The organism is Stenotrophomonas sp. S4 (assembly GCF_054187805.2).
In genome coordinates this window covers 3,941,571-3,964,161 of record NZ_CM196188.1, presented here as the reverse complement: position 1 = coordinate 3,964,161, position 22,591 = coordinate 3,941,571, and the positions used below count along the sequence as shown (strand labels likewise).

Annotated in this window: 16 protein-coding genes; 7 read left to right on the top strand and 9 right to left on the bottom strand. The window is 67.4% G+C overall.

Features of this window, described 5'->3' with window-relative positions; genetic code table 11:
• Window positions 1–195 precede the first annotated feature (195 nt).
• The 3 genes from phbB to ACUZUJ_RS18415 form a co-directional block, all read right to left on the bottom strand.
• Window positions 196–936, bottom strand: coding sequence for an acetoacetyl-CoA reductase (phbB, locus tag ACUZUJ_RS18425; protein WP_012481221.1), 741 nt, complete (start codon window positions 934–936; stop codon window positions 196–198).
• A gap of 23 nt (window positions 937–959) precedes the next feature.
• Window positions 960–2,288, bottom strand: coding sequence for a CitMHS family transporter (locus tag ACUZUJ_RS18420; protein ID WP_012481220.1), 1,329 nt, complete (start codon window positions 2,286–2,288; stop codon window positions 960–962).
• Between the two features lie 75 nt (window positions 2,289–2,363).
• On the bottom strand, window positions 2,364–3,503 hold the full coding sequence (locus tag ACUZUJ_RS18415) for an OprO/OprP family phosphate-selective porin (protein ID WP_101766050.1): 1,140 nt from the start codon (window positions 3,501–3,503) through the stop codon (window positions 2,364–2,366).
• A 242-nt stretch (window positions 3,504–3,745) separates the two neighbouring features.
• Between ACUZUJ_RS18415 and ACUZUJ_RS18410 the strand changes: the two genes are divergently transcribed.
• Genes ACUZUJ_RS18410 through ACUZUJ_RS18395 form a run of 4 tightly spaced genes read left to right on the top strand, consistent with a single transcriptional unit; the run spans window position 3,746 to window position 7,550 of the window.
• Window positions 3,746–4,435, top strand: coding sequence for a response regulator transcription factor (locus tag ACUZUJ_RS18410; protein ID WP_014038433.1), 690 nt, complete (start codon window positions 3,746–3,748; stop codon window positions 4,433–4,435).
• Window positions 4,428–5,819: a sensor histidine kinase gene (locus ACUZUJ_RS18405; RefSeq protein ID WP_101766049.1), complete on the top strand. Its 1,392-nt coding sequence runs from the start codon at window positions 4,428–4,430 to the stop codon at window positions 5,817–5,819. Before ACUZUJ_RS18410 ends, ACUZUJ_RS18405 begins: the two co-directional genes overlap by 8 nt.
• Window positions 5,816–6,871, top strand: coding sequence for an ABC transporter substrate-binding protein (locus tag ACUZUJ_RS18400; protein WP_049442903.1), 1,056 nt, complete (start codon window positions 5,816–5,818; stop codon window positions 6,869–6,871). Before ACUZUJ_RS18405 ends, ACUZUJ_RS18400 begins: the two co-directional genes overlap by 4 nt.
• A gap of 28 nt (window positions 6,872–6,899) precedes the next feature.
• A complete protein-coding gene (locus tag ACUZUJ_RS18395; RefSeq protein ID WP_049442935.1) occupies window positions 6,900–7,550 on the top strand; it encodes a response regulator in 651 nt (216 codons plus the stop codon).
• 455 nt (window positions 7,551–8,005) lie between these two features.
• Here ACUZUJ_RS18395 and ACUZUJ_RS18390 read toward each other — a convergent pair whose 3' ends face one another.
• The 4 genes from ACUZUJ_RS18390 to ACUZUJ_RS18375 all read right to left on the bottom strand — a co-directional run bounded on the left by ACUZUJ_RS18390 (window position 8,006) and on the right by ACUZUJ_RS18375 (window position 13,244).
• Complete coding sequence (locus ACUZUJ_RS18390) at window positions 8,006–8,866, bottom strand: IS3 family transposase (RefSeq protein WP_101764920.1); 861 nt, start codon at window positions 8,864–8,866, stop codon at window positions 8,006–8,008.
• The gene (locus ACUZUJ_RS18385) at window positions 8,863–9,156 is read right to left on the bottom strand and encodes a transposase (RefSeq protein ID WP_087921478.1); all 294 of its coding nucleotides are present in this window, start codon (window positions 9,154–9,156) and stop codon (window positions 8,863–8,865) included. Before ACUZUJ_RS18385 ends, ACUZUJ_RS18390 begins: the two co-directional genes overlap by 4 nt.
• A 209-nt stretch (window positions 9,157–9,365) precedes the next feature.
• A complete protein-coding gene (locus ACUZUJ_RS18380; protein WP_119006763.1) occupies window positions 9,366–12,008 on the bottom strand; it encodes a hybrid sensor histidine kinase/response regulator in 2,643 nt (880 codons plus the stop codon).
• 66 nt (window positions 12,009–12,074) lie between these two features.
• Entirely contained in the window at window positions 12,075–13,244 is a 1,170-nt protein-coding gene (locus ACUZUJ_RS18375; RefSeq protein ID WP_049442905.1) for an OprO/OprP family phosphate-selective porin, read from the bottom strand.
• 332 nt (window positions 13,245–13,576) lie between these two features.
• Here ACUZUJ_RS18375 and ACUZUJ_RS18370 point away from each other — a divergent pair, with 332 nt between their 5' ends.
• Window positions 13,577–14,920: a dicarboxylate/amino acid:cation symporter gene (locus ACUZUJ_RS18370; RefSeq protein ID WP_014038427.1), complete on the top strand. Its 1,344-nt coding sequence runs from the start codon at window positions 13,577–13,579 to the stop codon at window positions 14,918–14,920.
• A 230-nt stretch (window positions 14,921–15,150) separates the two neighbouring features.
• Window positions 15,151–17,442: an NADP-dependent malic enzyme gene (locus ACUZUJ_RS18365; RefSeq protein WP_087923578.1), complete on the top strand. Its 2,292-nt coding sequence runs from the start codon at window positions 15,151–15,153 to the stop codon at window positions 17,440–17,442.
• A gap of 443 nt (window positions 17,443–17,885) precedes the next feature.
• Here ACUZUJ_RS18365 and ACUZUJ_RS18360 read toward each other — a convergent pair whose 3' ends face one another.
• Together ACUZUJ_RS18360 and ACUZUJ_RS18355 are read right to left on the bottom strand one after the other, a co-directional pair.
• Window positions 17,886–18,629 (bottom strand): basic secretory protein-like protein, encoded by a 744-nt coding sequence (locus tag ACUZUJ_RS18360; RefSeq protein ID WP_014038425.1) that lies wholly within the window; start codon window positions 18,627–18,629, stop codon window positions 17,886–17,888.
• Window positions 18,626–21,970 carry a GH92 family glycosyl hydrolase gene (locus ACUZUJ_RS18355; RefSeq protein ID WP_458220583.1) on the bottom strand — a complete coding sequence of 1,115 codons (3,345 nt, stop codon included), beginning with the start codon at window positions 21,968–21,970 and terminating at the stop codon, window positions 18,626–18,628. Before ACUZUJ_RS18355 ends, ACUZUJ_RS18360 begins: the two co-directional genes overlap by 4 nt.
• Window positions 21,971–22,390: 420 nt before the next feature.
• Between ACUZUJ_RS18355 and ACUZUJ_RS18350 the strand changes: the two genes are divergently transcribed.
• Window positions 22,391–22,588 carry a zinc-finger domain-containing protein gene (locus ACUZUJ_RS18350; protein WP_005410967.1) on the top strand — a complete coding sequence of 66 codons (198 nt, stop codon included), beginning with the start codon at window positions 22,391–22,393 and terminating at the stop codon, window positions 22,586–22,588.
• Window positions 22,589–22,591: the final 3 nt, after the last annotated feature.

Below are 22,591 nucleotides of genomic sequence, written 5' to 3'. Positions count from 1 at the left end.
TCCGCGATTCCGGCCGTTCATCCATCGGGCTCAGCGAGCGTTGGCAGGTATAGCACCGGTTCTGCCGATGTATCGGGCAATGCGTCCCGAAAATGCAGAAACAAAAAAGGGGCCGGATCCCCCTCGCGAGCGAAGGTTCTCCGGCCCCGGCGCACTCCGTGGGGGAGGCGCTCCACGCGTCGCGTGGAGGAGGGCTCAACCCATGTACAGGCCACCGTTGACCGGATAGTCGGCACCGGTCACATACGAGGCCTCATCCGACGCCAGCCAGGCGCACAGGCCGGCCACTTCCTCGGGACGGCCCAAGCGACGCACCGGCACCGAAGCGGCCAGCCGATCCAGTACATCCGGCGGGAAGCTGCTGATCGCCTGGCTGGCGATGTAGCCCGGCGACAGCGTGTTGACGGTCACCCCGCGCGAGGCCACTTCCGCGGCCAGCGCACGGCTGAATCCATGCATCGCGGCCTTGGCGGTGGCGTAGTTCACCTGTCCGATCTGGCCCTTGTGCGCACTGACCGAACCGATGTTGATGATGCGGCCCCAGCCGCGCGTGGCCATGCCGTCGACCACCTGCTTGGTCAGGTTGAACAGCGAATTGAGGTTGGAGGCGATCACCGCGTTCCAGTCCTCCACCGTCATCTGCCGGAACAGCAGGTCGCGGCTGCCGCCGGAGTTGTTGACCAGTACATCCACTTCACCGACTTCGGCGCGCACCTTGGCGAACGCGGCGCTGGTCGAGGCCCAGTCGGTCGCGTTGCCTTCGGAGGCGATGAAGTCGAAGCCCTGTTCGCGCTGCTCGCGCAGCCAGTTGGCCTTGCGCGGCGAGTTCGGCGCGCAACCGGCGACCACGGTGTGGCCGCTGCGGGCCAGGCTCTGGCAGATGGCAGTGCCGACACTGCCCATGCCGCTGGTGACGTAAGCGATTCGAAGCGTCATTGCAGAAGGCTCCTTGCAAAGGGTCAGGCGGCGAGGGGGTACAGGCCGAACAGCAGGCTGCCGACCATCAGCAGCATCGAGATGGCGATGGCCCACTTCAGGGTGAACTTCTGGTGGTCGGCGAACTCGACCTTGGCCAGGCCCACCAGCAGGTAGGTGGACGGCACCAGCGGGCTGAGCAGGTGCACCGGCTGGCCGGCCAGCGAGGCGCGCGCCATTTCCACCGGGGTGATGCCGTAGTTGCCGGCGGCCTCGGACAGGATCGGCAGCACGCCGAAGTAGAACGCGTCGTTGGACATGAAGAAGGTGAACGGCATCGACGCCACTGCGGTGATCACCGCCAGGTACGGACCCCACGATTCCGGAATCACCGCCAGGAAGCTGTGCGACATCGCTTCGACCATGCCGGTGTTGTTGAGGATGCCGGTGAAGATGCCTGCAGCGAAGATCAGCGACACCACCGACAGTACGTTGCCGGCATGGTTGACCACGCGGCGGCGCTGCTCGGCCAGGTTCGGGTAGTTGATCACCAGGGCGATGGCGAAGCCGACCATGAACAGCACCGGCATCGGCAGCACGCCGATGATCAGCGCGGTCATCAGCGCCACGGTCAGGGCCAGGTTGACCCACAGCAGCTTCGGACGCTTGATGTCCTCGGCGTCTTCCACGGTCGGCAGCGGGTTGCTGTCGTCGGACACGCTGTTGTCCATCCAGCTGCCGCCCTTGGGCAGGGTCACCACGCCGAGGCGACGGCGTTCCTTCAGGCCCAGGTACCAGGCCAGCAGCAGCACGCCGGCACAGGCGATCACCATCGACGGGATCAGCGGCACGAACACATCGGCCGGGTCCACGTGCAGCGCGGTGGCCGCGCGTGCGGTCGGGCCGCCCCACGGGGTCAGGTTCATCACGCCGCCGGCGAGGATGGTCACGCAGGTCATGTTCAGCGCGTTCATGCCGAGGCGCTGGTACAGCGGCAGCATCGCCGAGACGGTGATCATGTAGGTGGTCGAGCCATCGCCGTCGAGCGAGATCAGCATCGCCAGCACCGCGGTGCCGAGCACGATCTTCATCGGATCACCCTTGACGAAGCGCAGGATCACCCGCACCAGCGGATCGAACAGGCCGGCGTCGATCATCACGCCGAAGTAGAGGATGGCGAACATCAGCATCACGCCGGTCGGCGCGATCTTCTTGATGCCCTCCAGCATCATCTCGTCGATGCCGGCGCCGAAGCCACCGATCAGCGCGAACAGGATGGGGATGGTGATCAGGGCGACGAGCGGCGACAGGCGTTTGCTCATGATCAAGTACATGAACGTAATGACCATGCCAAAGCCGAGGATGCTCAGCATCATCTGCGGACTCCTTGCGAAAACAGGACGTGGGGGAGTGGAAGGGGCCCGGGCGGCGTGCCCGGGATGCCGGGCTTAGAAGTCGTACTGCAGGCGGCCGGTGACCGCGCGCGTGCGGTCCACCGTGACCCCGGCCAGGCGGTCGCGGTTGCGGCTTTCGATCACGTTGAGCATGAAGCGCAGGTTGTCGCGCAGGTACCAGTTGCCGCCCAGCGTCCACGCTTCGGTGCTGCCGCGGCGCAGGTCGGGTGCACCGTCGAGGTGCTGTGCGCCCCACATCTGGTCGTAGCGCAGCGCCACTTCGAAGGCACCGGCCTTGTGGCGGATGTCCTTCACCCGCGCGAAGCGGCCGGTCTTGCGGTCGTAGGCGCGGCTTTCGCCGGTGACGAACCAGCTGAGCATGCCGTAGGCCGCCATCACGTCGCCACGCTGGGCGCCGTCATCGAAGGTGGCGCCACTGAATTCGCCCTGCCACGACAGCGGGCCGCGCACCTGCGCGTATTCCAGCGACCACTTGTTGACGTCGGTATCGCGGCCGGCGGAGAAGTTGACCAGGGTCAGGCGGCTTTCATCGGACAGATGGCCGGCCGGGCGCGGGCGGATGCTCAGGCCCGGGGTGCCGTTGGCGCCGGGGTTGTCATAGGCCTCGCGGGCCAGCGACAGGCCCAGGTGCAGCACGTCGCCCTCGCTGGGCGAAGGTGCCCAGGTGACGCGGCCACCGGCGGCGCGGCCCTTCACCTGCCAGGCGTCGATGCTCTCCAGGCTGTAGAGGCTGGCGGCCCAGGTGAAGTCCCCCGGGTTGGCCTGCCACGACGCACCCAGGCGGTACAGCGGCGCCAGCGTGGTGCCGGCGTTGCCGCGCTCCAGGAAGCTGCCGTAGTTGGAGCTCGTGCGGTCATCCAGCGAGAAGTACTGCTTGAACTGGCCGACGGTCAGCTTGCCGGCCTTGCCGAAGCTGCGTGCCAGGTACACGTCCTTGGCCTCGACGCGGTCGCCGGAGAAGTCGGCTTCCAGCTTGTAGTCGACCACGAAGAACTTGCCGGACACATCGACCCAGGCACGGCGGATCTCGGTGTCGTCCTTGTTCGGCGTGCCGCGGTTGTCGTTGTCGAAGGTGGCGAAGTCCAGGTGCAGGCGGCCACCGAGGGTGGCGGTGACCGGACGGTCGTCTTCGGCGGCGAAGGCCGGCGCCGACAGGGCAGCCAGAGCCATCATGGCGGCAGGACGCCGCCAGGCAAACGTGAATTCCACAAACCCTCCCAGGTGCGCGCCAGGCGCGCGGCAATCGTGGGCACCGGACGGTGCGCGGCCGCAGTCTGGGTCGGGCAAGCTGTCATCGTCCTGTCAACGGTTTGTGCGGTGCAGCGTAAAACCGGCCGCTGCGCTCACGGGGCCACGCCCGGCAAGGTCAGCGGCGGCATGCGGTAGCATTCGTTTCCCCTCCCACCCGTGTGCCCATGCGCCTGCTGCTGGTCGAAGACAACCCGGATCTGGCCGATGCGATCATCCGTCGCATGCGCCGCAGCGGGCATGCCGTGGACTGGCAGGCCGATGGCCTGGCCGCCGCCAGCGTGCTGCGCTACCAGAGCTTCGACCTGGTGGTGCTGGATATCGGCCTGCCCAAGCTCGATGGCCTGCGCGTGCTGGCCGGCATGCGCGAGCGCGGCGATAGCACGCCGGTGCTGATGCTGACCGCGCGCGATGGCATCGAAGATCGCGTGCAGGCGCTGGACGTCGGCGCCGACGACTACCTGGGCAAGCCGTTCGATTTCCGCGAGTTCGAAGCGCGCTGCCGCGTGCTGCTGCGGCGTGCGCGCGGCCAGGCCAGCGAAGTGGTGCAGATCGGCGGCTTCCAGTTCGACAATGCTGCGCACCGGGTCAGCCTCGACGGGGAGCCGATCGAACTGCCCAACCGCGAATACCGCCTGCTGGAGATCCTGGTCGGCCGCCTTGGCCAGGTGGTCGGCAAGGACGAGATCGGCAACGGCCTGTTCGGCTTCGATGACGAAGCGGGCCCGAATGCCATCGAGTTGTACGTTGGCCGCCTGAGAAAGAAGCTGGCCGGCGCACCGCTGCGTATCACTACGGTGCGTGGCGTGGGCTATCTGCTGGAAGCCAGCGACGCCAGTGCCGACGCCGATGGCTGACATGCGCGCTGCAACGGCCGCGCCGGGCTCGCTGCGGCGCACGCTGCTGCTCTACCTCGGTGTGCTGCTGGCGGTGTTCGCAGTGGCCCTGCTGTTCGCCGCGCGCGATTACGGCCAGCGCGCCGCCAATCGATCCTACGATCACCTGCTGGTGTCCTCGGCGCTGTCCATTGCCGATTCGGTGGCCCTGGTCGATGGCCAGTGGCAGGTCGATCTGCCGTATGCGGCGTTGGACCTGCTGGCGATGGCGCCGGAAGACCGCGTGTTCTATCGGGTGGCCGACAACCGCGGCAACCTGATCACCGGCTACGGCGATCTGCCGGCACCGCCGCGCCGGCCCGGCACGCAACCGCAGCTGTTTGACGCCCCCTACAGCGGCGAGACCGTGCGCTTCGTGGTGGTCGGCCGCAGTTTCGCCGCCGCGTCGGCGCAGGGCGAGGTACAGGTCCAGGTTGGCCAGACCCGGCGTGCACGGGAAGCCGTCGCGCAGGACATGGTCAATCGCGCGCTGTTGGCGATCGGCGTGCTGTCCGGCCTGCTGCTGGCGCTGGTGGCCTTCGGCGTGCATCGCGCATTCCGTCCGCTGGTGCGGGTGGAACGCGAGCTGTCGCGACGGGAGCCTTCCGACCTGAAGCCGCTGGATGCCCGCGTGCCGCGTGAGATGGACCAGATGGTGGCCGCGTTGAACCGCTTCATGGAGCGCCTGTCCAGCAGCAACGAGACACTGCGCGCGTTCATGGCCGAGGCCGCACACCAGATGCGTACGCCACTGGCGGCATTGCGTGCACAGGCGCAGTTGGCGCTGGACGACGACGATCCTGAGGACATGCGGCGCAGCCTGCAGGCGATCGAGCGCAACGCCACCCACATGAGCCGGCTGCTCAACCAGCTGCTCAGCGATGCCAGCGTGATCCATCGTTCGCACCTGCAGCGCTTTGCTGCAGTGGACCTGGCCGAGACCGTGCACCAGGCCCTGCATGAAGCGCTGCCGCAGGCCGCCCCTGCGCCTCGTGTGCAACTGGCGATGACCGCCGAACCCGTACAGGTGCACGGCGATGCACTGCTGCTGCGCGAGGCGATCAAGAACCTGGTCGACAACGCATTGAAGTATGGCGGCGAGGGCCCGTTGCAGATCGCGCTGACCGTGGAAGGCGGGCAGGCCGTGCTGACCATCGCCGACCATGGCGCAGGCATCGCGGCCGCCGATGCCGAACGCGTGTTCGAACGCTTCGCGCGTGGCGAAGGCGCGCCGTCCGGCGGTGCCGGGCTAGGCCTGGCCATCGTCAAGCGCGTGGTCGACAGCCATGGCGGCCGCATCGACCTCAGCAACCGCCCGCAGGGCGGGCTGATCGCCACCATCCGCCTGCCCCGGAGCAGTTCATGATCCGCCTGTTCGCCACGGCCGTTGCCCTGCTGCTGGCCCTGCCGGTGCTGGCCGCACCGGGCGATGTGCGCCGTTTCCCTGCGCAGGGAGCCGCCACCGCGCAGCTGCGCATCCACGGCACCACCGACATCGAAGTGTTCGCGGTGGTCATCGCCGACTACCAGCGCCTGCACCCGGGCACCGAGGTGGTGTACGAGGACATCATCACCCAGGACCTGTACGCGCGGTACCTGCATGATCGTGCCGGGCAGGCATCGCCGGACCTGCTGATCTCCAGCGGCATGGACCTGCAGACCAAGCTGGTCAACGATGGCCACGCGCTGCCACATCGCTCGGCGCAGACCGCTGCGCTGCCGGCCTGGGCACAGTGGCGCAACGAGGCGTTCGGCATCAGCTACGAGCCGGTGGTGATGGTCTACAACACCCGTGCACTGCCGTCGGCGAAGGTGCCGCACACGCGCCGCCAGCTGCTGGACCGGCTGCGCGCCGAGGGCGCACCGCTGCGCGGGAAGGTCGGCACCTATGACATCGAGCGCAGCAGTGTCGGCTACCTGCTGGCGACCCAGGATGCGCAGCGTGGCAGCATCGCCGGCGCGTTGCTGGGTGCGCTCGGCGACAACGACGTGGTCCGCGAGGAGCGCACCGGCGTACTGCTGGACAAGGTGGCCAGCGGCCAGCTGTCGCTGGTCTACAACGTGCTCGGCTCCTATGCGCAGGCACGCGTCGATGCCGGCGCGCCGCTGGCCATCGTCGAGCCCGAGGACTACACGCTGGTGGTGCTGCGCACCGCGGTGATTCCGCGTACCGGCCCACACCCGGAAGAAGCCCGGCGCTTCCTCGATTACCTGCTGTCACCGCGTGGCCAGCAGGTGCTGTCGCGCGAGGCGCGGCTGATGCCGATCGTGACCGGCAACGCACGTGGCGACGATGCGCCCGGCCGCAGCCGTCGTCCGATCCAGCTCGGCCCGGGCCTGCTGGTGTACCTGGATGCGCTCAAGCGCCGCCAGTTCCTTGATGCCTGGCGCAGCAGCGTGGAGCCGGCAGGGCGCTGACGCGGCGGCCTGCCCGTACAATGGCGGCATGAGCGAATACACCATCCTGATCGCCGATGACCACCCGCTGCTGCGTTCGGCGGTGGTGCAGTCATTGCGACAGAGCCTGCCGCTGGCGCAGGTACGCGAGGTCGCCAGCGCTGAGGCATTGGCTGAGGCGCTCGACGCGCAGCCGGATGTGGACCTGGTGCTGCTCGACCTGACCATGCCCGGTGCACATGGTTTTTCCGCGCTGCTGCACGTGCGTGGCTCGCATCCGGACATTCCGGTGGTGATCCTCTCGTCCAATGACCATCCGCGGGTGATCCGCCGCGCGCAGCAGTTCGGCGCGGCCGGTTTCATCCCGAAGTCTGCCCCGGCGGAGACCATCGGCGAGGCCGTGCAGACGGTGCTGGATGGTGGCCTGTGGTTCCCGGCGATGGCCGCCGAACGCTCGGAGGCCGACGCACTGCTGGCCAGCCGCCTAGCCCAGCTGACCCCGCAGCAGTTCCGCGTGCTGCTGTGCCTGGCCGATGGCCTGCTCAACAAGCAGATCGCCTACACGCTGGGGCTGGCCGAGAACACGGTGAAGGTGCACGTCACCGCGATCCTGAAGAAGCTCGAGTGCCATAGCCGAACGCAGGCGGCAGTGCTGGTGAAGGCGCTGGAGCCCGAGGGCGACGCCGGCATCGGGTTGTAGTTTCCAGCCAACGGCGAAGCCCCTCGTGGGTGGACACGTAGAGTAGTTCATGAGTGAGGCCGGGCAGGTGGACTGCGCAGGGGCCGCTGCAAGTACGTCCATGTAAGCTCGGTCGCCGCATCCATGCGGCTCACGCCCCTGCGCAGCCCACCTGCCCGGCCACGGACAGGTTCCGTGCGCATCCATCCACGGAAGAGAAAGGAAGATCAAAAGCAAAGGCAGCCTGGCAGGCTGCCTTTTGTAGAGCCGAGCCCACGCTCGGCTGCTTTGCGGCCGGTCCGCGAAGCCGAGCATGGGCTCGGCTTTACACGAGCAAGCGCAGCGCGCGATCCGCTTTTGATCTTCTTTTTCTTCTCCGTGGGTGGCAGGCCACCGAAATCTGTCAGAGGCCGGTCGGGTTGGGTTCGCGGGGGTGTCTGATCTGGCCCCCTGAAAACGGACGCCATGAAGCCGTTTCAGGCGGCAGCCCGGAGCTGCCGGGCGTAGTTGTTAGGCGAGTGGTAGCCCAGCGCCGAGTGTAGCCGGGCTGGATTGTAGAAGCCGTGGATGTAAGCAGCGATGGACTGGCTGGCTTGTTCCTTACTGGCGTAAGGCTCGGCAGCCTCTTCTGTCTTGAGCGTCGCAAAGAAGCTCTCGACCACGGCGTTGTCCCAGCAATTGCCAGGCCGGCTCATGCTTTGGACCACGTCATGGGACTGCAGCAGCTGGCGAAACTCGTTCCCCCAGTACTGCCCGCCACGATCGGAATGGAAGATCAGGCCAGGTCGTTGTGGATGCAGAGCCCAGGCATTGGCGAATGCTTTCACTACCAGTTCTTCAGTCAGGCGCCTGGAAACGCTGTAGCCCAGCACCTGCCGGGTCTGGACGCTGATGACCACGGCCAGATGCAGCCATCCCTGGCGGGTGGGGACATACGTGATATCTCCGACCCACGCCGTCGGTCCGGTTCCGGGGGCAAATTGCCGATCCAGCAGGTTGGGGGCGAGCTGAGATGAGCCGCCGGAGGATTTGGGCCGGAATCGGCCTTTGGTCTTGCCCTGGATTCGCTCCTCGGCCATTAACCGTGCCACGCGCTTGTGGCCAACTGGATGATTCCTGGCTCGTAAGGCCCTGACCAGCCGACGCCGCCCATAACTGCGTTTGCTGGCCACATGGATGGCCCGAAGCTCGGTACGGAGGGCCGAATCGACATCGCACGTTTGGGCACACTGGCGGCGCAGGTAGTCATGGAATCCAGAGACAGAAACCCCAAAAAGCCGACACAGCAACCTGGTCGGGTAGCGAGTCCTTTGACTGGCGACGAAGGCGTACCTCACTTGGACTCTCTGGCAAAGAACGCCGCCGCTTTTTTTAGGATTTCCCGCTCCATCTTCAGATTGGCGTTCTCGGCCCGAAGGCGGCTGATCTCGCTTTCCAGGTCAGTGGCCGGCCTGCGGGCCTCAGAGGTCAACGACCGGCCAGCACGGACCGCGTCAATCCAATTTGCCAGCGTCTTGACCGACATCTCCAGCTGACGGGCCGCTGCGGCAGGCCCGAGCGACTCGGCCAACTCCACGGCTTGGTGCTTGAACTCATCGGTGTAGCTACGACGGGTGATACGGGACATAAGGGGACCTCCAAGTGCGATCAAAGTATCGCCTCTTGGCGTCCGCGGACGGGGGGCCAGATCAGTCAGCCGCATGGATGCGGCTGCCAAGCCTCCAGGGATGGATTCACGGCGTCCCCCGCGCACCCAACCCGACCGGCCCACCCACGGCTTTTGCTTTTCACGAGCAACCAGACACCACCCACGAGGGGCTGTGCCGTTGGCTGGAATCACCCGCGATGCCGGACCAGCAACTGACTCATCAGCGCCCGCAGCGCCGGCGGCTTCACTGGCTTGGCCATCATTCCCCAGCCACGCTCGGCGGCCATCTCACGCAATCCCGCATCGCGTTCGGCGGTGACCAGCACCACTGGCGGGCGTGCCTGCCACAGCTCCGCCAACGTCTCGTACAGCACCGGGCCGTGGTGATCGCCCATGCGCACATCCAGCAGCACCAGCTCCGGCACGGTCGTGGTACTGGCCAGCTGCAGCGCGGCCTGCGGGCCATCGGCCAGCATCACCTCGCAGCCCCAGCGCTCCAGCAACGCGCGGCTGGCTGCGCAGACGTGGGGATCGTCGTCGATCACCCACACCCGGCGCCCGCGCAGCGGATTGTCCGCGGCCGGTTCCTGCACCAGTACCGGCGCGGGTGCAGAAGCGGGAATCGCGCTGGCTTCACCGAATGGCACGCCTACGGCGAACACGCTGCCGTGGCCCAGCTGCGAGCGCAGCCGGATCGGATGTCCCAGCAGGCGGCCGATGCGGTCGACAATGGCCAGGCCAAGGCCGGCGCCGCGCTGCTGCCCGTCGTGCAGGCGGCGGAACTCCTCGAAGATCTCGCTCTGCAACGCGTCGGGAATGCCGGGACCCTGATCGTGCACTTCGATCCACAGCATGCCTTCGCGGCGACGGCAGCCGAGCAGCACGCGGCCGCGTTCGCTGTAGCGCAGTGCATTGGACAGGAAATTCTGCAGGATGCGCCGCAGCAGTGCTTCGTCGCTGACCACCACCGCATCGGTATCGATCCAGTCGACCACCAAGCCGCGTGAGTGCGCGGCGATACCGAACTCGCGCGCCAGCGTCTGCAGCAAAGGTCCGAGCCGGAACGCCTGCACACGGGTCGGCAGGCTGCCCGATTCCAGCCGCGCAATGTCGAGCAGGCTGTTGAGAATCGCGTCCTGCGCGGCCAATGCAGCGTCGATGTGATCGCTGGTCTGCTGCTGCGCAGGGTCGCTCAGCTTGCCGCGCAGCACCGAGACGAACATGCGCGCCGCATTGAGCGGTTGCAGCAGGTCGTGCACCGCCGAGGCCACGAAGCGGGTCTTGTAGCGGTTGGCCTGTTCGGCTTCGCGGCGTGCTTCGTCCAGATCGTGGGTGCGTTCGGCAATACGGTGTTCCAGTGCATCGGCCAGCGAGCGCAGTTCGCGCGCAGCGTTCTTGTAGCTGGTGATGTCGGCGTAGCTGGTGACGAAGCCGCCATCGGGCAGGGGATTGCCGCGGATCTCCAGCACCGTGCCGTCGTCCTTCTCGCTTTCGCGCATGTGCGGGCGGCCGCTGCGCAGGTGGTTCAGGCGGCGCTCGATGGCCTCGTCCACCGGGCCGGGACCGAGCAGGCCACGGCGTGCATTGAAGCGGAACAGGTCTTCGATCGGCCGGCCCACGCGTACCAGGTCCAACGGGAAGCGGAACAGTTCCAGATAGCGCGAATTCCACGCGACCAGGCGCAGTTCGCGGTCGATCACCACCACGCCCTGGGGCAGGTGTTCGAGGCTGCGGCTGAGGCCGCTGTCGGCATCGGTGGCGGCCTGCAGCAGGCCATCCTGCGCGGTGCGCAGTTCCTGTGCATGCTGCTTGAGCAGGGTTTCCAGCTCGCGGCGGCTGCGCAGGCGATGCTTGGCCAGGCGCCGGCGCTGCTGCACGAACAGCACCAGGAAGCCCAACGCCAGCCATGCGGCGCCACCGGTGAGTGCCGCGGCGCGGCCGGCAGCGGTGGCGGCACTGGCGTCGTGCAGCAGGTGCAGGTTCCAGCCTTCGGCGGGCAGCGGCAGGCTTTGCCACAGCATTGGCTGCGGAAGCGCTGGATCCAGCAGGCGCACCATGCGGCCGCCGTCGGCCAGCACGTCTTCGGTGCGTGCGCGCAGCGGCTGCAATGTGCGGTCGGCGTACTGGCGGGCGTCCAGCATCTCGCGGCGTTCATCGGCGCCCAGCGGGCGCAGCAGCCGGTAACGCCAGCTGTCACGGTTGGCCAGGAACACCACGTCGTGGTCGTCGCTGGCCAGCACCACGTCGGGGCTGCTCAACCATTCCTGTTCCAGCGCGGACAGCTCGACCTTGATCACCACCACGCCCAGCCGCTTGCCGTCTTCTTCGATGGCCTGCGAAAGGTAATAGCCGGGCACGCCGGTGGTCATGCCGATGCCGTAGAAGCGGCCACGGCCCTTCGCCAGCGCCTGGCGATAGTAGGGGCGGTAGCTGTAGTTCTCGCCGACATTGGTGGTCGGCTGGTCCCAGTTGCTGGCCGCCACCGCCACGCCGTCATGGCCGACCAGGGTCAGCGTCGAAGCACGGGTGACTTCATTGGCGCGTTGCAGCTTGAGGTTCAGCCGCTGCCGTTCGGTGGGCGAGGGCGGCACGCGCAGTGCGTGCAGAAGATCCGGGTCCAGCGCCAGCACCTGCGGCAAGGTGCCGAAGCGGTCGATGCGCTGCTGCAGGCCCTGGCCGTACAACTGCAGCTGGCGCTGCACCTGGCTGCTTTCCTCGCCGAGCGCGCGCCGCCAGGCGTAGTGGCCAGCGGCGACCGCGCACAGCACGGTGCCACCGACCATCACCAGGATCGTCAGCAACAGCATCCGATGGCGGCTGAGCCAGTACATGGCGGCAGTCTACGCAGGGCCGGCGGGCGTGGCGTGCACGCCCGCCGGGGTCTGACGTGGAAGGGGTCAGAAGTGCATCTGCGCGCGCAGTTCGAAGATCTCCGGCGTGCTGTGCACACCACGACGGCTGGCGTCGACCTTCACGTAGTTGGCCTGGAACTTGAAGTGGCTGGTCAGGTACCAGTTCGCACCCAGGGTGAGGTCATGCTGGCGGCCACCGAGGATGTCGCCGTCATCGAGATCCAGGCGGCTGTAGCGTGCCACCAGTTCGACCGCGCCGTAGTTGTGCGCCGGTTTGATGTTGGCCACCGCGCCGGCGTTGTACGGGCGCGATTCGCCGGTCAGCACCCAGCTGGCCATCGCGTACTGGCCACTGCCGGTGTAGTCGGGCTTGCCGTCATGACGGGTGACCGTGGCGCGCAGCGCTTCGGCCTGCACCGAGAACGGGCCGCGGATCCAGATGCCTTCCAGGCCGGTGCGGCGGATCTGGTCGGCGGTGACCAGCGCACCGGAATCGACGTAGCGGATGTCGGTCAGGCCGGCTTCCGGGCGCGCGCGCAGGCGGGCGCTGGCCTCGTGGTGCACGTCGCGGCCATCGCTGTAGCCACGCGGGTTTTCCTGCGAGTAGGCCAGGCCCAGGTGGATCACATCACCCGGTGCCTTCACCGGCGTCCACACCGCACGCACGGCCTGGGTGGTGCCGGGGTTGTCGCCCTGCAGGTCCTTGCCGCCATAGGCGCCGGCCTGCAGCAGGTACTGCGGGCGCTCCAGCACCCACTCCACACCGGTGCGGCGGCCTTCGTAGAAGGCCTGCACCGGCAGCGAGGTTTCCAGGAAGCTGCCGGCACGCGAAGAGGTGTTCGCATCCAGGCCGACCGGGGTCTTCATGTAGCCGAAGCGGAAGCGGCCGACGTCACGGCCGAAGAAGGCCTTGCTCTCGAAGCGCACGAACACGTCCAGCCAGGTGTCGGCCTGGAAGTCGTAGTAGACCATCGCATCGTAGACGCCCTTCTTTTTCAGCGTCGCGCCGAATTCCTTGCGGCGCACGGCATCGTCGTCCTCAAGGCCACTGGCCGAGGAGAAGTCGTTGTAGTCGTAGGCGATGTTGGCGGTGGCCGCCAGCTCGGTGCCATCACCGAAGGTGTACTTGGTCGGCCAGTTGTCGAAATCGGCGGCCGAGGCGAAGGCGGGAAGGGCGGCCAGCGACAGGGCCAGCAAGGTGGGATTCGGGCGCATGTTGGGTGCGGCTCTCTCAGATTGCGTGTGGACAGGACATCAACGGCCGCGAGGGCCGGAACTTTCGCAAAGACTCGCCCAGCCGTTCAGCCCGGGCCACCAGCCTCCCCAGGATCGGGCGGTGCGGCGCCAGTGTAGGCACCTGTGCCACCTGAACCGGGGGGCTAGTACCAATAGGTTATCTGCGCCGGCGTGCCTGGCGCGTACAAAGGCGTCCATTGGTCGCACCCCCTGTGCGTGCTGCACAGGGCCTGCGAGCAGTTTCCACGGTAACGGCTCCCGTGCAGTCCCGGGGCCGTACGTGCCTGAAAACGCCCCTTCCGGAGTCCGCCATGCACATCCCGACCGCAGCACCGGTGCCTGCAAAGCCGTTGCCGATCTATCGCCAGCTGTACTTCCAGGTGATCGTGGCGATCGTCCTGGGCGCCATCCTCGGCCACTACGAGCCGCTGATCGGCGAGAAGATGAAGCCGCTCGGTGATGCCTTCATCAACCTGGTGAAGATGATCATCGCGCCGGTGATCTTCCTCACCATCGTCACCGGCATCGCCAGCATGACCCACCTGCGCACGGTGGGCCGGGTGTTCGCCAAGGCGATGGCGTACTTCCTGTTCTTCTCCACGCTGGCGTTGATCGTCGGCATGATCGTGGCGCACGTGGTGCAGCCCGGCGCGGGCATGAACATCAACCCGGCCGAGCTGGACCAGACCGCGGTGCACAGCTACGTCGAGAAGTCGCACGACCTGACCCTGGTCGGCTTCCTGATGGACATCATTCCGAAGACGCTGCTCAGCGCCTTCGTCGATGGCAACATCCTGCAGGTGCTGTTCGTGGCCGTGCTGTTCGGCATCGCGCTGGCGATGGTGGGCGAGAAGGGCAAGCCGGTGCTGAACTTCCTGGAGGCGCTGGTCGCCCCGGTGTTCAAGCTGGTGCACATCCTGATGAAGGCCGCCCCGATCGGTGCCTTCGGTGCGATCGCCTTCACCATCGGCAAGTACGGCGTCGGTTCGCTGATCAACCTGGCCTGGCTGGTGGGCTCGTTCTACCTCACTGCGTTCCTGTTCGTCGCGGTGATCCTGGGCCTGGTCTGCCGCCTGTGCGGTTTCTCGGTGTTCAAGCTGGCGCGCTACCTGAAGGCCGAACTGCTGCTGGTGCTCGGCACCTCCTCGTCGGAGTCGGCCCTGCCGTCGCTGATGGAGAAGATGGAACGCGCCGGCTGCAGCAAGTCGGTGGTGGGCCTGGTGGTCCCGACCGGCTACTCGTTCAACCTGGACGGCACCAACATCTACATGACCCTGGCGGCACTGTTCATCGCCCAGGCCACCAACACCGAACTGACCCTGGGCCACCAGATCGCCCTGCTGCTGGTCGCCATGCTCAGCTCCAAGGGCGCGGCCGGCGTCACCGGTGCCGGCTTCATCACCCTGGCCGCCACCCTGGCCGTGGTGCCGGAAGTGCCGGTGGCCGGCATGGCGTTGATCCTGGGCGTGGACCGCTTCATGAGCGAATGCCGCTCGCTGACCAACTTCATCGGCAATGCCGTGGCCACCGTGGTGGTCTCGCGCTGGGAAGGCGCGCTGGACCGCAACCGCCTGAAGCTGGCGCTGGATGGCCGCGAAAGCGAACTGCCGCCGCCGGTCGATGCGCTGCCCGAGGCACTGCCGGCCAAGGGCTGATCCAGGTGTGTGGTACCGCGGGGCCGGTCACGACAGTGGTACGGCCCCGCGGCGTTTCAGGGCGTCCCATGGCTGTCATGGGCAGCGCCGAAGCTGGTGTCGCGGTACCGTCGCATACGGCACGGAATTGTGCGGTCGCAGCATGTCTGCGACAGGATAGCGACAGGTCCAGACGCTCCAACGGGGGTATCATCCCCTGTCCCTTCTGCCCATTCATGTAACCCACATCGATGTCCAACGAAGATTTCAAACAGGCCGCCCTCGATTACCACCGGATGTCCCCGCCGGGAAAGATCAAGGTTTCCGCTACCAAGCCCATGCTGACCCAGCGCGACCTGTCGCTGGCGTATTCGCCGGGCGTGGCGTACGCCTGTGAAGCGATCAAGGCCGACCCGCAGCAGGCCAGCGAGCTGACCGCCCGCGGCAACCTGGTGGCGGTGATCTCCAACGGCACCGCGGTGCTGGGCCTGGGCAACATCGGCGCGCTGGCCGGCAAGCCGGTGATGGAAGGCAAGGGCGTGCTGTTCCAGAAGTTCGCCGGCATCGATGTGTTCGACATCGAAGTCGATGAGACCGACCCGGACAAGCTGGTCGACATCATCGCCTCGCTGGAGCCGACCTTCGGCGGCATCAACCTGGAAGACATCAAGGCGCCGGAATGCTTCGTGGTCGAGCGCAAGCTGCGCGAGCGCATGAAGATCCCGGTGTTCCATGACGACCAGCACGGCACGGCGATCATCGTCGGCGCGGCGGTGCTCAACGCCATGGCGATCACCGGCAAGAAGATCGAGGAAGTGAAGCTGGCGACCACGGGCATGGGCGCGGCCGGCATTTCCTGCGTGAACATGCTGGTGCAGTTGGGCCTGAAGCCGGAGAACATCCTGGCCTTCGACCGCGAGGGCGTGATCCACACCGGTCGTACCGACCTTGACCCGGAAAAGCAGCGCTATGCGCGCGACACCGACAAGCGCACCCTGGCCGAGATCGTCGACGGCGCGGACATCTTCCTGGGCCTGTCGGCGCCGGGCATCCTGACTGCCGACATGGTCAAGACCATGGCGCCGGATCCGGTGATCTTCGCACTGGCCAACCCGACCCCGGAAATCATGCCGGAACTGGCGCGTGCCGCCCGTCCGGACGCGATCATCGGCACCGGCCGTTCGGACTACCCGAACCAGGTCAACAACGTGCTGTGCTTCCCGTACCTGTTCCGTGGTGCGCTGGACGTGGGCGCCACCGCGATCAACGAGGAAATGAAGATCGCCTGCGTGCGTGCCATCGCTGCACTGGCCCGCCGCGCCGCCACCGACATGGGCTCGGCCTATGGCGGCGACACCCCGAGCTTCGGCCGTGAATACCTGATCCCGCGTCCGTTCGACCGCCGCCTGCTGGTGGAGCTGTCGGCCGCCGTGGCCCAGGCCGCGATGGACTCGGGCGTGGCCTCGCGCCCGATCGAGGACATGGGCGCCTACCGCGACAAGCTGGCCCAGTTCGTCTACCGCACCAGCCTGATGATGAAGCCGGTCTACGACCGCGCGCGCAGCGACAAGCAGCGCGTGGTGTACGCCGAAGGCGAAGAGGAAGTGGTGCTGCAGGCGGTGCAGAACGTGGTCGATGACGGCCTGGCGCACCCGATCCTGATCGGCCGCCCGGAAGTGATCGAATCGCGCATCGAGCGCCTCGGCCTGCGCCTGAAGATCGGCGAGAACGTTGAAGTCACCAACATCAACGACGATCCGCGCTTCAACGAGTACTGGCAGTACTACCACGGCCTGACCGGCCGTCGTGGCGTGACCGTGGCCGCGGCGAAGAACCTGATGCGTTCGCGCCCGACCCTGATCGCTGCAGTGATGGTGGCGCGTGGCGAAGCCGATGCGATGCTGACCGGCATCGTCGGCCGCTTCCACAAGAAGCTGGGCTACGTGCGCAGCGTGCTGCCGCTGGAGCCGAAGGTCACCTCGACCTCGGCGATGACCGGCGTGATCAACCAGCAGGGCGTGTTCTTCTTCGTCGATACCCACGTGCAGGAAGACCCGACCGCCGAGCAGCTGTGCGAAGCAACCCTGCAGGCGGCCTACCGCATGAAGCTGTTCGGCATCGAGCCCAAGGTCGCGCTGCTGTCGCACTCCAACTTCGGCAGCCATGATTCGAAGGACGCGCTGAAGATGCGCCAGGTGCGCGAGCTGCTGCTCAAGCGCAACCCGCGTCTGAACGTGGATGGCGAAATGCAGGGCGACACCGCGTGGGATGAAGCGCTGCGCCAGAAGCTGCTGCCGGGCTCGACCCTGCAGGGCCGCGCCAACCTGTTCGTGCTGCCGAACCTGGAAGCGGCCAACATCGCCTACAACCTGGTGCGCGTGTTCACCGACGGCGTGGCGATCGGCCCGATCCTGATGGGCGTGAACAAGCCGGTGCACATCCTGACCACCAGCGCGACCTCGCGCCGGATCCTGAACATGACCGCGATCGCCGCGGTCGATGCGCAGATCCGCAAGCAGCTGGAAGCGGAAAAGAAGGCGTAAGCCTTCTTTCCGATTCCAGCTGCAGAAGCGCGCCCTCCGGGGCGCGTTTCTGTTTCCGCGCAGCGGAAACGGGTAGTGCCGGCCGCTGGCCGGCAACGCCAATGATGTCCTGGTACACGACGGCAGCCGGCCAGCGGCCGGCTCTACCCCGGTCTGTGCCAACGGCCGCCGAACCTGCCACACGCGCTACGCAGCCCGGTCATTTCCCTGAAACGCCATTGCGGCCCAATACGCCCACGCGGCCCGGCCGTGGGAAGGGACCGGACCGGCCTTCCCACCCTGGGCCCGACCACCTCCCCATCGGCGAAAGTGTCATGCGCAATCGAGTGACCCGGCGGTATTTCCAGCAGCTGTTCGCGCTCTACGCAGGTTTCGTGCGGTCGCGCTGAGGCCGCGATGCGGTAGCGCCGGGCAATGCCCGGCGATCATGTGGTGCGTGGGTGTCAGTGCCGCTTGCCGCGGCGTGCCGGGGCCGGCGGTGGTGCGTCGGAACGCGGCTTGGCGTACTGCGCCCACAACGCCGGCAGTGCCTTGCCGGTGTGCTTCTGCCACAGCGCCGGTGCATAGCGGCCATCGCGCAGGGCCTTGTCCAGTGCCAGCACCAGGCCCGGGTGTTCGGCGTCGGCCCACTTCAGGAACGCGCCGGTGACACGGTAGCCGCTGTCGAAGTTCTGACCCTTCTCGACCTTGCCCGGCAGTGCCCAACCGGCCGCGGCGTTGTCCATGCCGTAGCGGTCGCGTGCGTAGTCGGCGATGCCTTCCACCAGCCAGCCCGGCACCCGCGCGTCGCCGTAGCCCGGATAGCCCTGCACGATGTGCATGGCCTCATGGGTGACCAGGTCGATGTCGTTCGGGTGCTGCGCCAGCCAACCCGGGTTGATGGTGATCGTCGCCGCCTGGTCCTTGTCACCAACGAAGGCGATCCCGGTGTAGGCCGGATCGATCACGATGCGCACCATCGACGGCGCGGCCGGGTGGAAGTCCGCACGTTCGCGCAGGTAGGCGAAGTAGAACGTATCGATCACCCGCTTGCGCTGCGGCGCGGCCAGGGCGCCACGGGCGTCCTGGTAGTTCAGCGTCACGCCGTCGCGGGTCAGCTGCGCATCAAAGGCCTGGGTCTGGCCGAAGCTGGAGAAGGAAAGGGCAACGAGGGCCAGAGGCAACAGACGGTAGCGCATGGGGCTCATTGTACGGCGCTGGGCGCCAACAGTTCGATCTCCGCCAGCGGCAGCCGGCCCGGTGCGGCCAGGCGCAGCCGGTACTCGCTGTAACGACCGGGTTTGGCGATGCGGAACGGACGGGTCTGGCGGGCGGATTCGAAGGCTTCGCCGCTGCGCTGGTCGAGCACGATCCAGCGGCCGCTGCCGTTGCGCGCTTCCAGCGCCCACTCCCCGCCCTGGATGCGGCCGTCACCGCTGGTCAGCGTGTACATCGTCGGCGTGCCGTCACTCAGGCCGGTCAGCGCGATGGTTGCACCGCCGCTCAGGCCGACGCTGGTGGCCGCGTCGTCATCGACCAGCGCCGGCAGCGCGCGGCCATCGGCCAGCGTTGCCTTCGCGCCGCTGCCGAGCAGGTCGTGCAGCAGTTGCGGACGCTGGCCACGCGCGGTCAGCGAGCGCGGCACGTCATCCACGCCGCTGCCCCAGCGCGATGGCTGCGGCCCCATTACGAAGTCCAGCGTCGCACCCTTGGCAATCAGGGCGTGCGGCACCCAGGTCTTCGTCCAGGGCTGGCCGTTGATCTTCAGCGACTGCACATAGACGTTCTCACGCGAGTTGTTGGCCGCGTTCACGGTCAGCACCGCGCCGCCCTGCAGTTCCACCCGTGCATGCCGGAAGGCGGGCGAACCGATCACGTACTCCGGCGCACCCATGCGCAGCGGGTACAGGCCCAGCGAGGCCAGCACGTACCACGCCGAGGTCTCGCCGTTGTCCTCGTCGCCTGGATAGCCCTGGCCGATCTCGCTGCCGACGTACAGCCGCGACAGGATCTCGCGCACGTGCTGCTGGGTCTTCCACGGCTGCCCGGCGTACAGGTACATCCACGGGATGTGGTGCGCCGGCTGGTTGCTGTGCGCGTACATGCCCATGCGCACGTCGCGCGCTTCGGTCATCTCGTGGATGGTGCCGCCGTAGGAGCCGGCCAGTGCCGGGTCCGCGGTTTCCGGCGTGGCGAAGAAGGCATCCAGCTTCGCCGCCAGCTTGTCGCGGCCACCGTACAGCGCGGCCAGGCCTTCGCCATCGTGGGCGGCGGTGAAGGCGAAGGTCCAGCCATTGGATTCGGTGTAGTCATGGCCCCACACGCGCGGGTCATAGTCCTTGGCGTCCACGCGCCAATGGCCATCGGCAGTGCGGCCCTGGAAGAAGCCGGCCGCCGGATCGAACATCGTTGCGTAGCTGGCGGCGCGGTAGCGGAAGTAGTCGGCCTCGGTGCTGTAGCGCTCGCGTGCGGCCGGCGTTGCGGCGCGCCTGGCCAGCGCATCTGCCATGTTGGCGATGCCGAAATCGTTGAGCGCCCCTTCCATCGTCCACGACATGCCTTCGTGCACGTCCGCGCTGGCGTAGCCACGGAAGGTCGAACGGTCCATGCCCTTGCGGCCGACATGGCGGTCGGGCGGGACCACGGTCGCGTTCTTCAGTGCGGCGGCATAGGCCTCGGCCGGATCGAAGCCGCCGATGCCCTTCAGCCATGCATCGGCGAAGGCCACGTCCGAGCTGGTGCCGACCATCAGGTCGGCGTAGCCCGGCGACGACCAGCGCGCGATCCAGCCACCGGCGCGGTACTGCTCGATGAAGCCCTGCACCATCTGCCCGGCATCGTCGGGCGTGAACAGTGCATAGGCCGGCCAGGTGGTGCGGAAGGTGTCCCAGAAGCCGTTGTTGACGAACACCCTGCCATCGCGCACGCCGGTGAAGCTGCGGTTTGCGCTGCCTTCGGTGTTGTCATCGCTGGCGCTGGCCTGGTTGGCGTAGCGCCAGTCCGGTGCGGCCGCGCTGCCGGCATTCTCGTGGCCGGAATTGGGGTACAGGTACAGCCGGTACAGGCTGGAGTACAGCGTGGTCTTCTGGTCGTCGCTGGCATCGCCGATGTCGAAGCGGGCCAGGCGCGCGTCCCATGCATCCTGCGCGCGGCCGGCCACGCTCTCCAGCGTATCGGTGGCGGCGATCTCCAGTGCCAGGTTGTGCCGCGCCTGCTCCAGCGAGATCAGCGAGGTGGCGATGCGCATCGTCACCCGCCGGTCGCTGCCGGCGTCGAACTTGATGTAGCCGGTCGGGCGCCCGGTGTCGAGACGGCCGCTGCTGCGCCAGGGCTTGTCGAAGCTGGCCACCACGTACATGCGGCTGGCGCCGTTGGACAGGCCGCTGCGCGTATCGGTGTAGCCGGACAGCGTCTGCGTGGCGGCGTCCAGGGTCAGGCCGCCACGCGCATCGACGTTGTCGAACAACAGGTTGGCGTCACCGTCCTCGGGGAAGTCGAAGCGGAACAACGCGGCATGATCGGTCGGCGCGATGGCGGCGGCGATGCCAGTGTCGAAGCGCACGTCGTAGCGGTAGGGGCGCGCGCTTTCATGGCTGCGGTCGAACGACAACGCGCGCTTGCGGCGGTCGGCGTCCGGCGCGCCACGGCTGGACGAGGGCATCACCTGGAAGGTCTGGCGGTCGCCCATCCACGGGCTGGGCTGGTGGCTCAGCGCAAGCGCCTGCAGCTGCGGACGGTTCTGCGCATCGTTCTGCTCGTTCCAGCGGTACAGCCAGTTCAGTGCGCCGGCATCGGTCACCGGGGTCCAGAAGTTGAACCCGTGCGGCACCGCCGTGGCCGGGAAATTGTTGCCGCGCGAGAAGGTGCCGTTGGCCTGGGTGCCGCGGGTGGTCAGCACCCAGTCGGAGACGCGCTGTGGCTGCTGCCTCGGCTGTGCGTCCAGGCGCACATCGTCGATCCAACCAGAGACCGGCGCGCCCTCGGCACTGGCCACCTCCAGTTCGATCGCCACCACGCGGCGACCCTTCAGCGTGGGTACGTCGCCCAGCCGCACCGCCTTGCGTGCCCACTGCTGCGGGTAAAGCGTCTTCGACTCGCCCTGCGCGCGTGCGCCGATCGCCACGCCATGCTGGTCCCGCGCCGCACCGGCCGAAACGCGGCTGCCATCGTCCAGCAGCAGGTCCAGCGAGACATAGGTCGAGGCGACGGTGTCCTTGCCGACGATCTCCGGCAGCACGAGCCAGGACAGGGTGGTATCGGCCTCGATGGGCAGGTCGGCCTTGAACAGTTCGCGCCGCGCGCTGCCGCCCTCGCTGCTGTAGTGCAGTGCATGCAGGCCGCTGTAGCCGGCGTTGCGCTTGGCGGTGTAGGGGGCGGCCGGTCCATTGCCGATCGTGACCTGAAGTGCACCCGCGGCCTGCGTCGGGGCAGGTTCGCCCGGTTCGAACGAGGTCTGCAGCCCCTGTGCCAGCACCGGCATCGCAGTGGTCGCACAGGCCAGGGCCAGGGCGAGTGGAAGCAGGGCGCGGCGCGGATCGGACAGGGTCATGCAAGGGTCTCCCGGAAGGGCTGGCGGCGGGCAGAACCCGCATCGGCGGACACCACGGACAGCATCGCTCCGCCCGCCAGGCTGGCAGTGGAAGAGGCGATGCCGGTCCGGTGGGGGCGGGCCATGCGATCGGGTCGGATTGGAGGGGTCGGGGTGCGACCTGGCCCGATCCTGCAACAGCCGCCGCGCGCTGACAAGTGCCATTTAGTTCGATCCAAATGCGGGAAATATCGCTGGAGGCGATTCCGGCGAGCGAACCTGCCGGAACCACCGCGAAATCCCGCTTGGCGCCGCCGCCCGGCGTGCGGCGGGGCGGTGTGCGGCATCGACGGGTGCATGCGAAGACCCGTTGCGGCGCAATGTCGGTGCGGCCCAGATGCTAGAATCACAGGCCTCGCAACCCGTTCACCGACATCCGCCATGAGCCATACCGCCACCGCGCCCGCCAACGCCGAGAAGCGCTACACCGTGCACCGCAGCGATCTGCCGCTGAGCTGCCCGACCCCGGAAATGGCGCTGTGGAACTCGCATCCGCGCGTGTACCTGCCGATCGAAGACGAGCCCAACGGCGAAGCGCAGTGCCCGTACTGCGGTTCCGTGTTCGTGCTGGCCGACTAAACG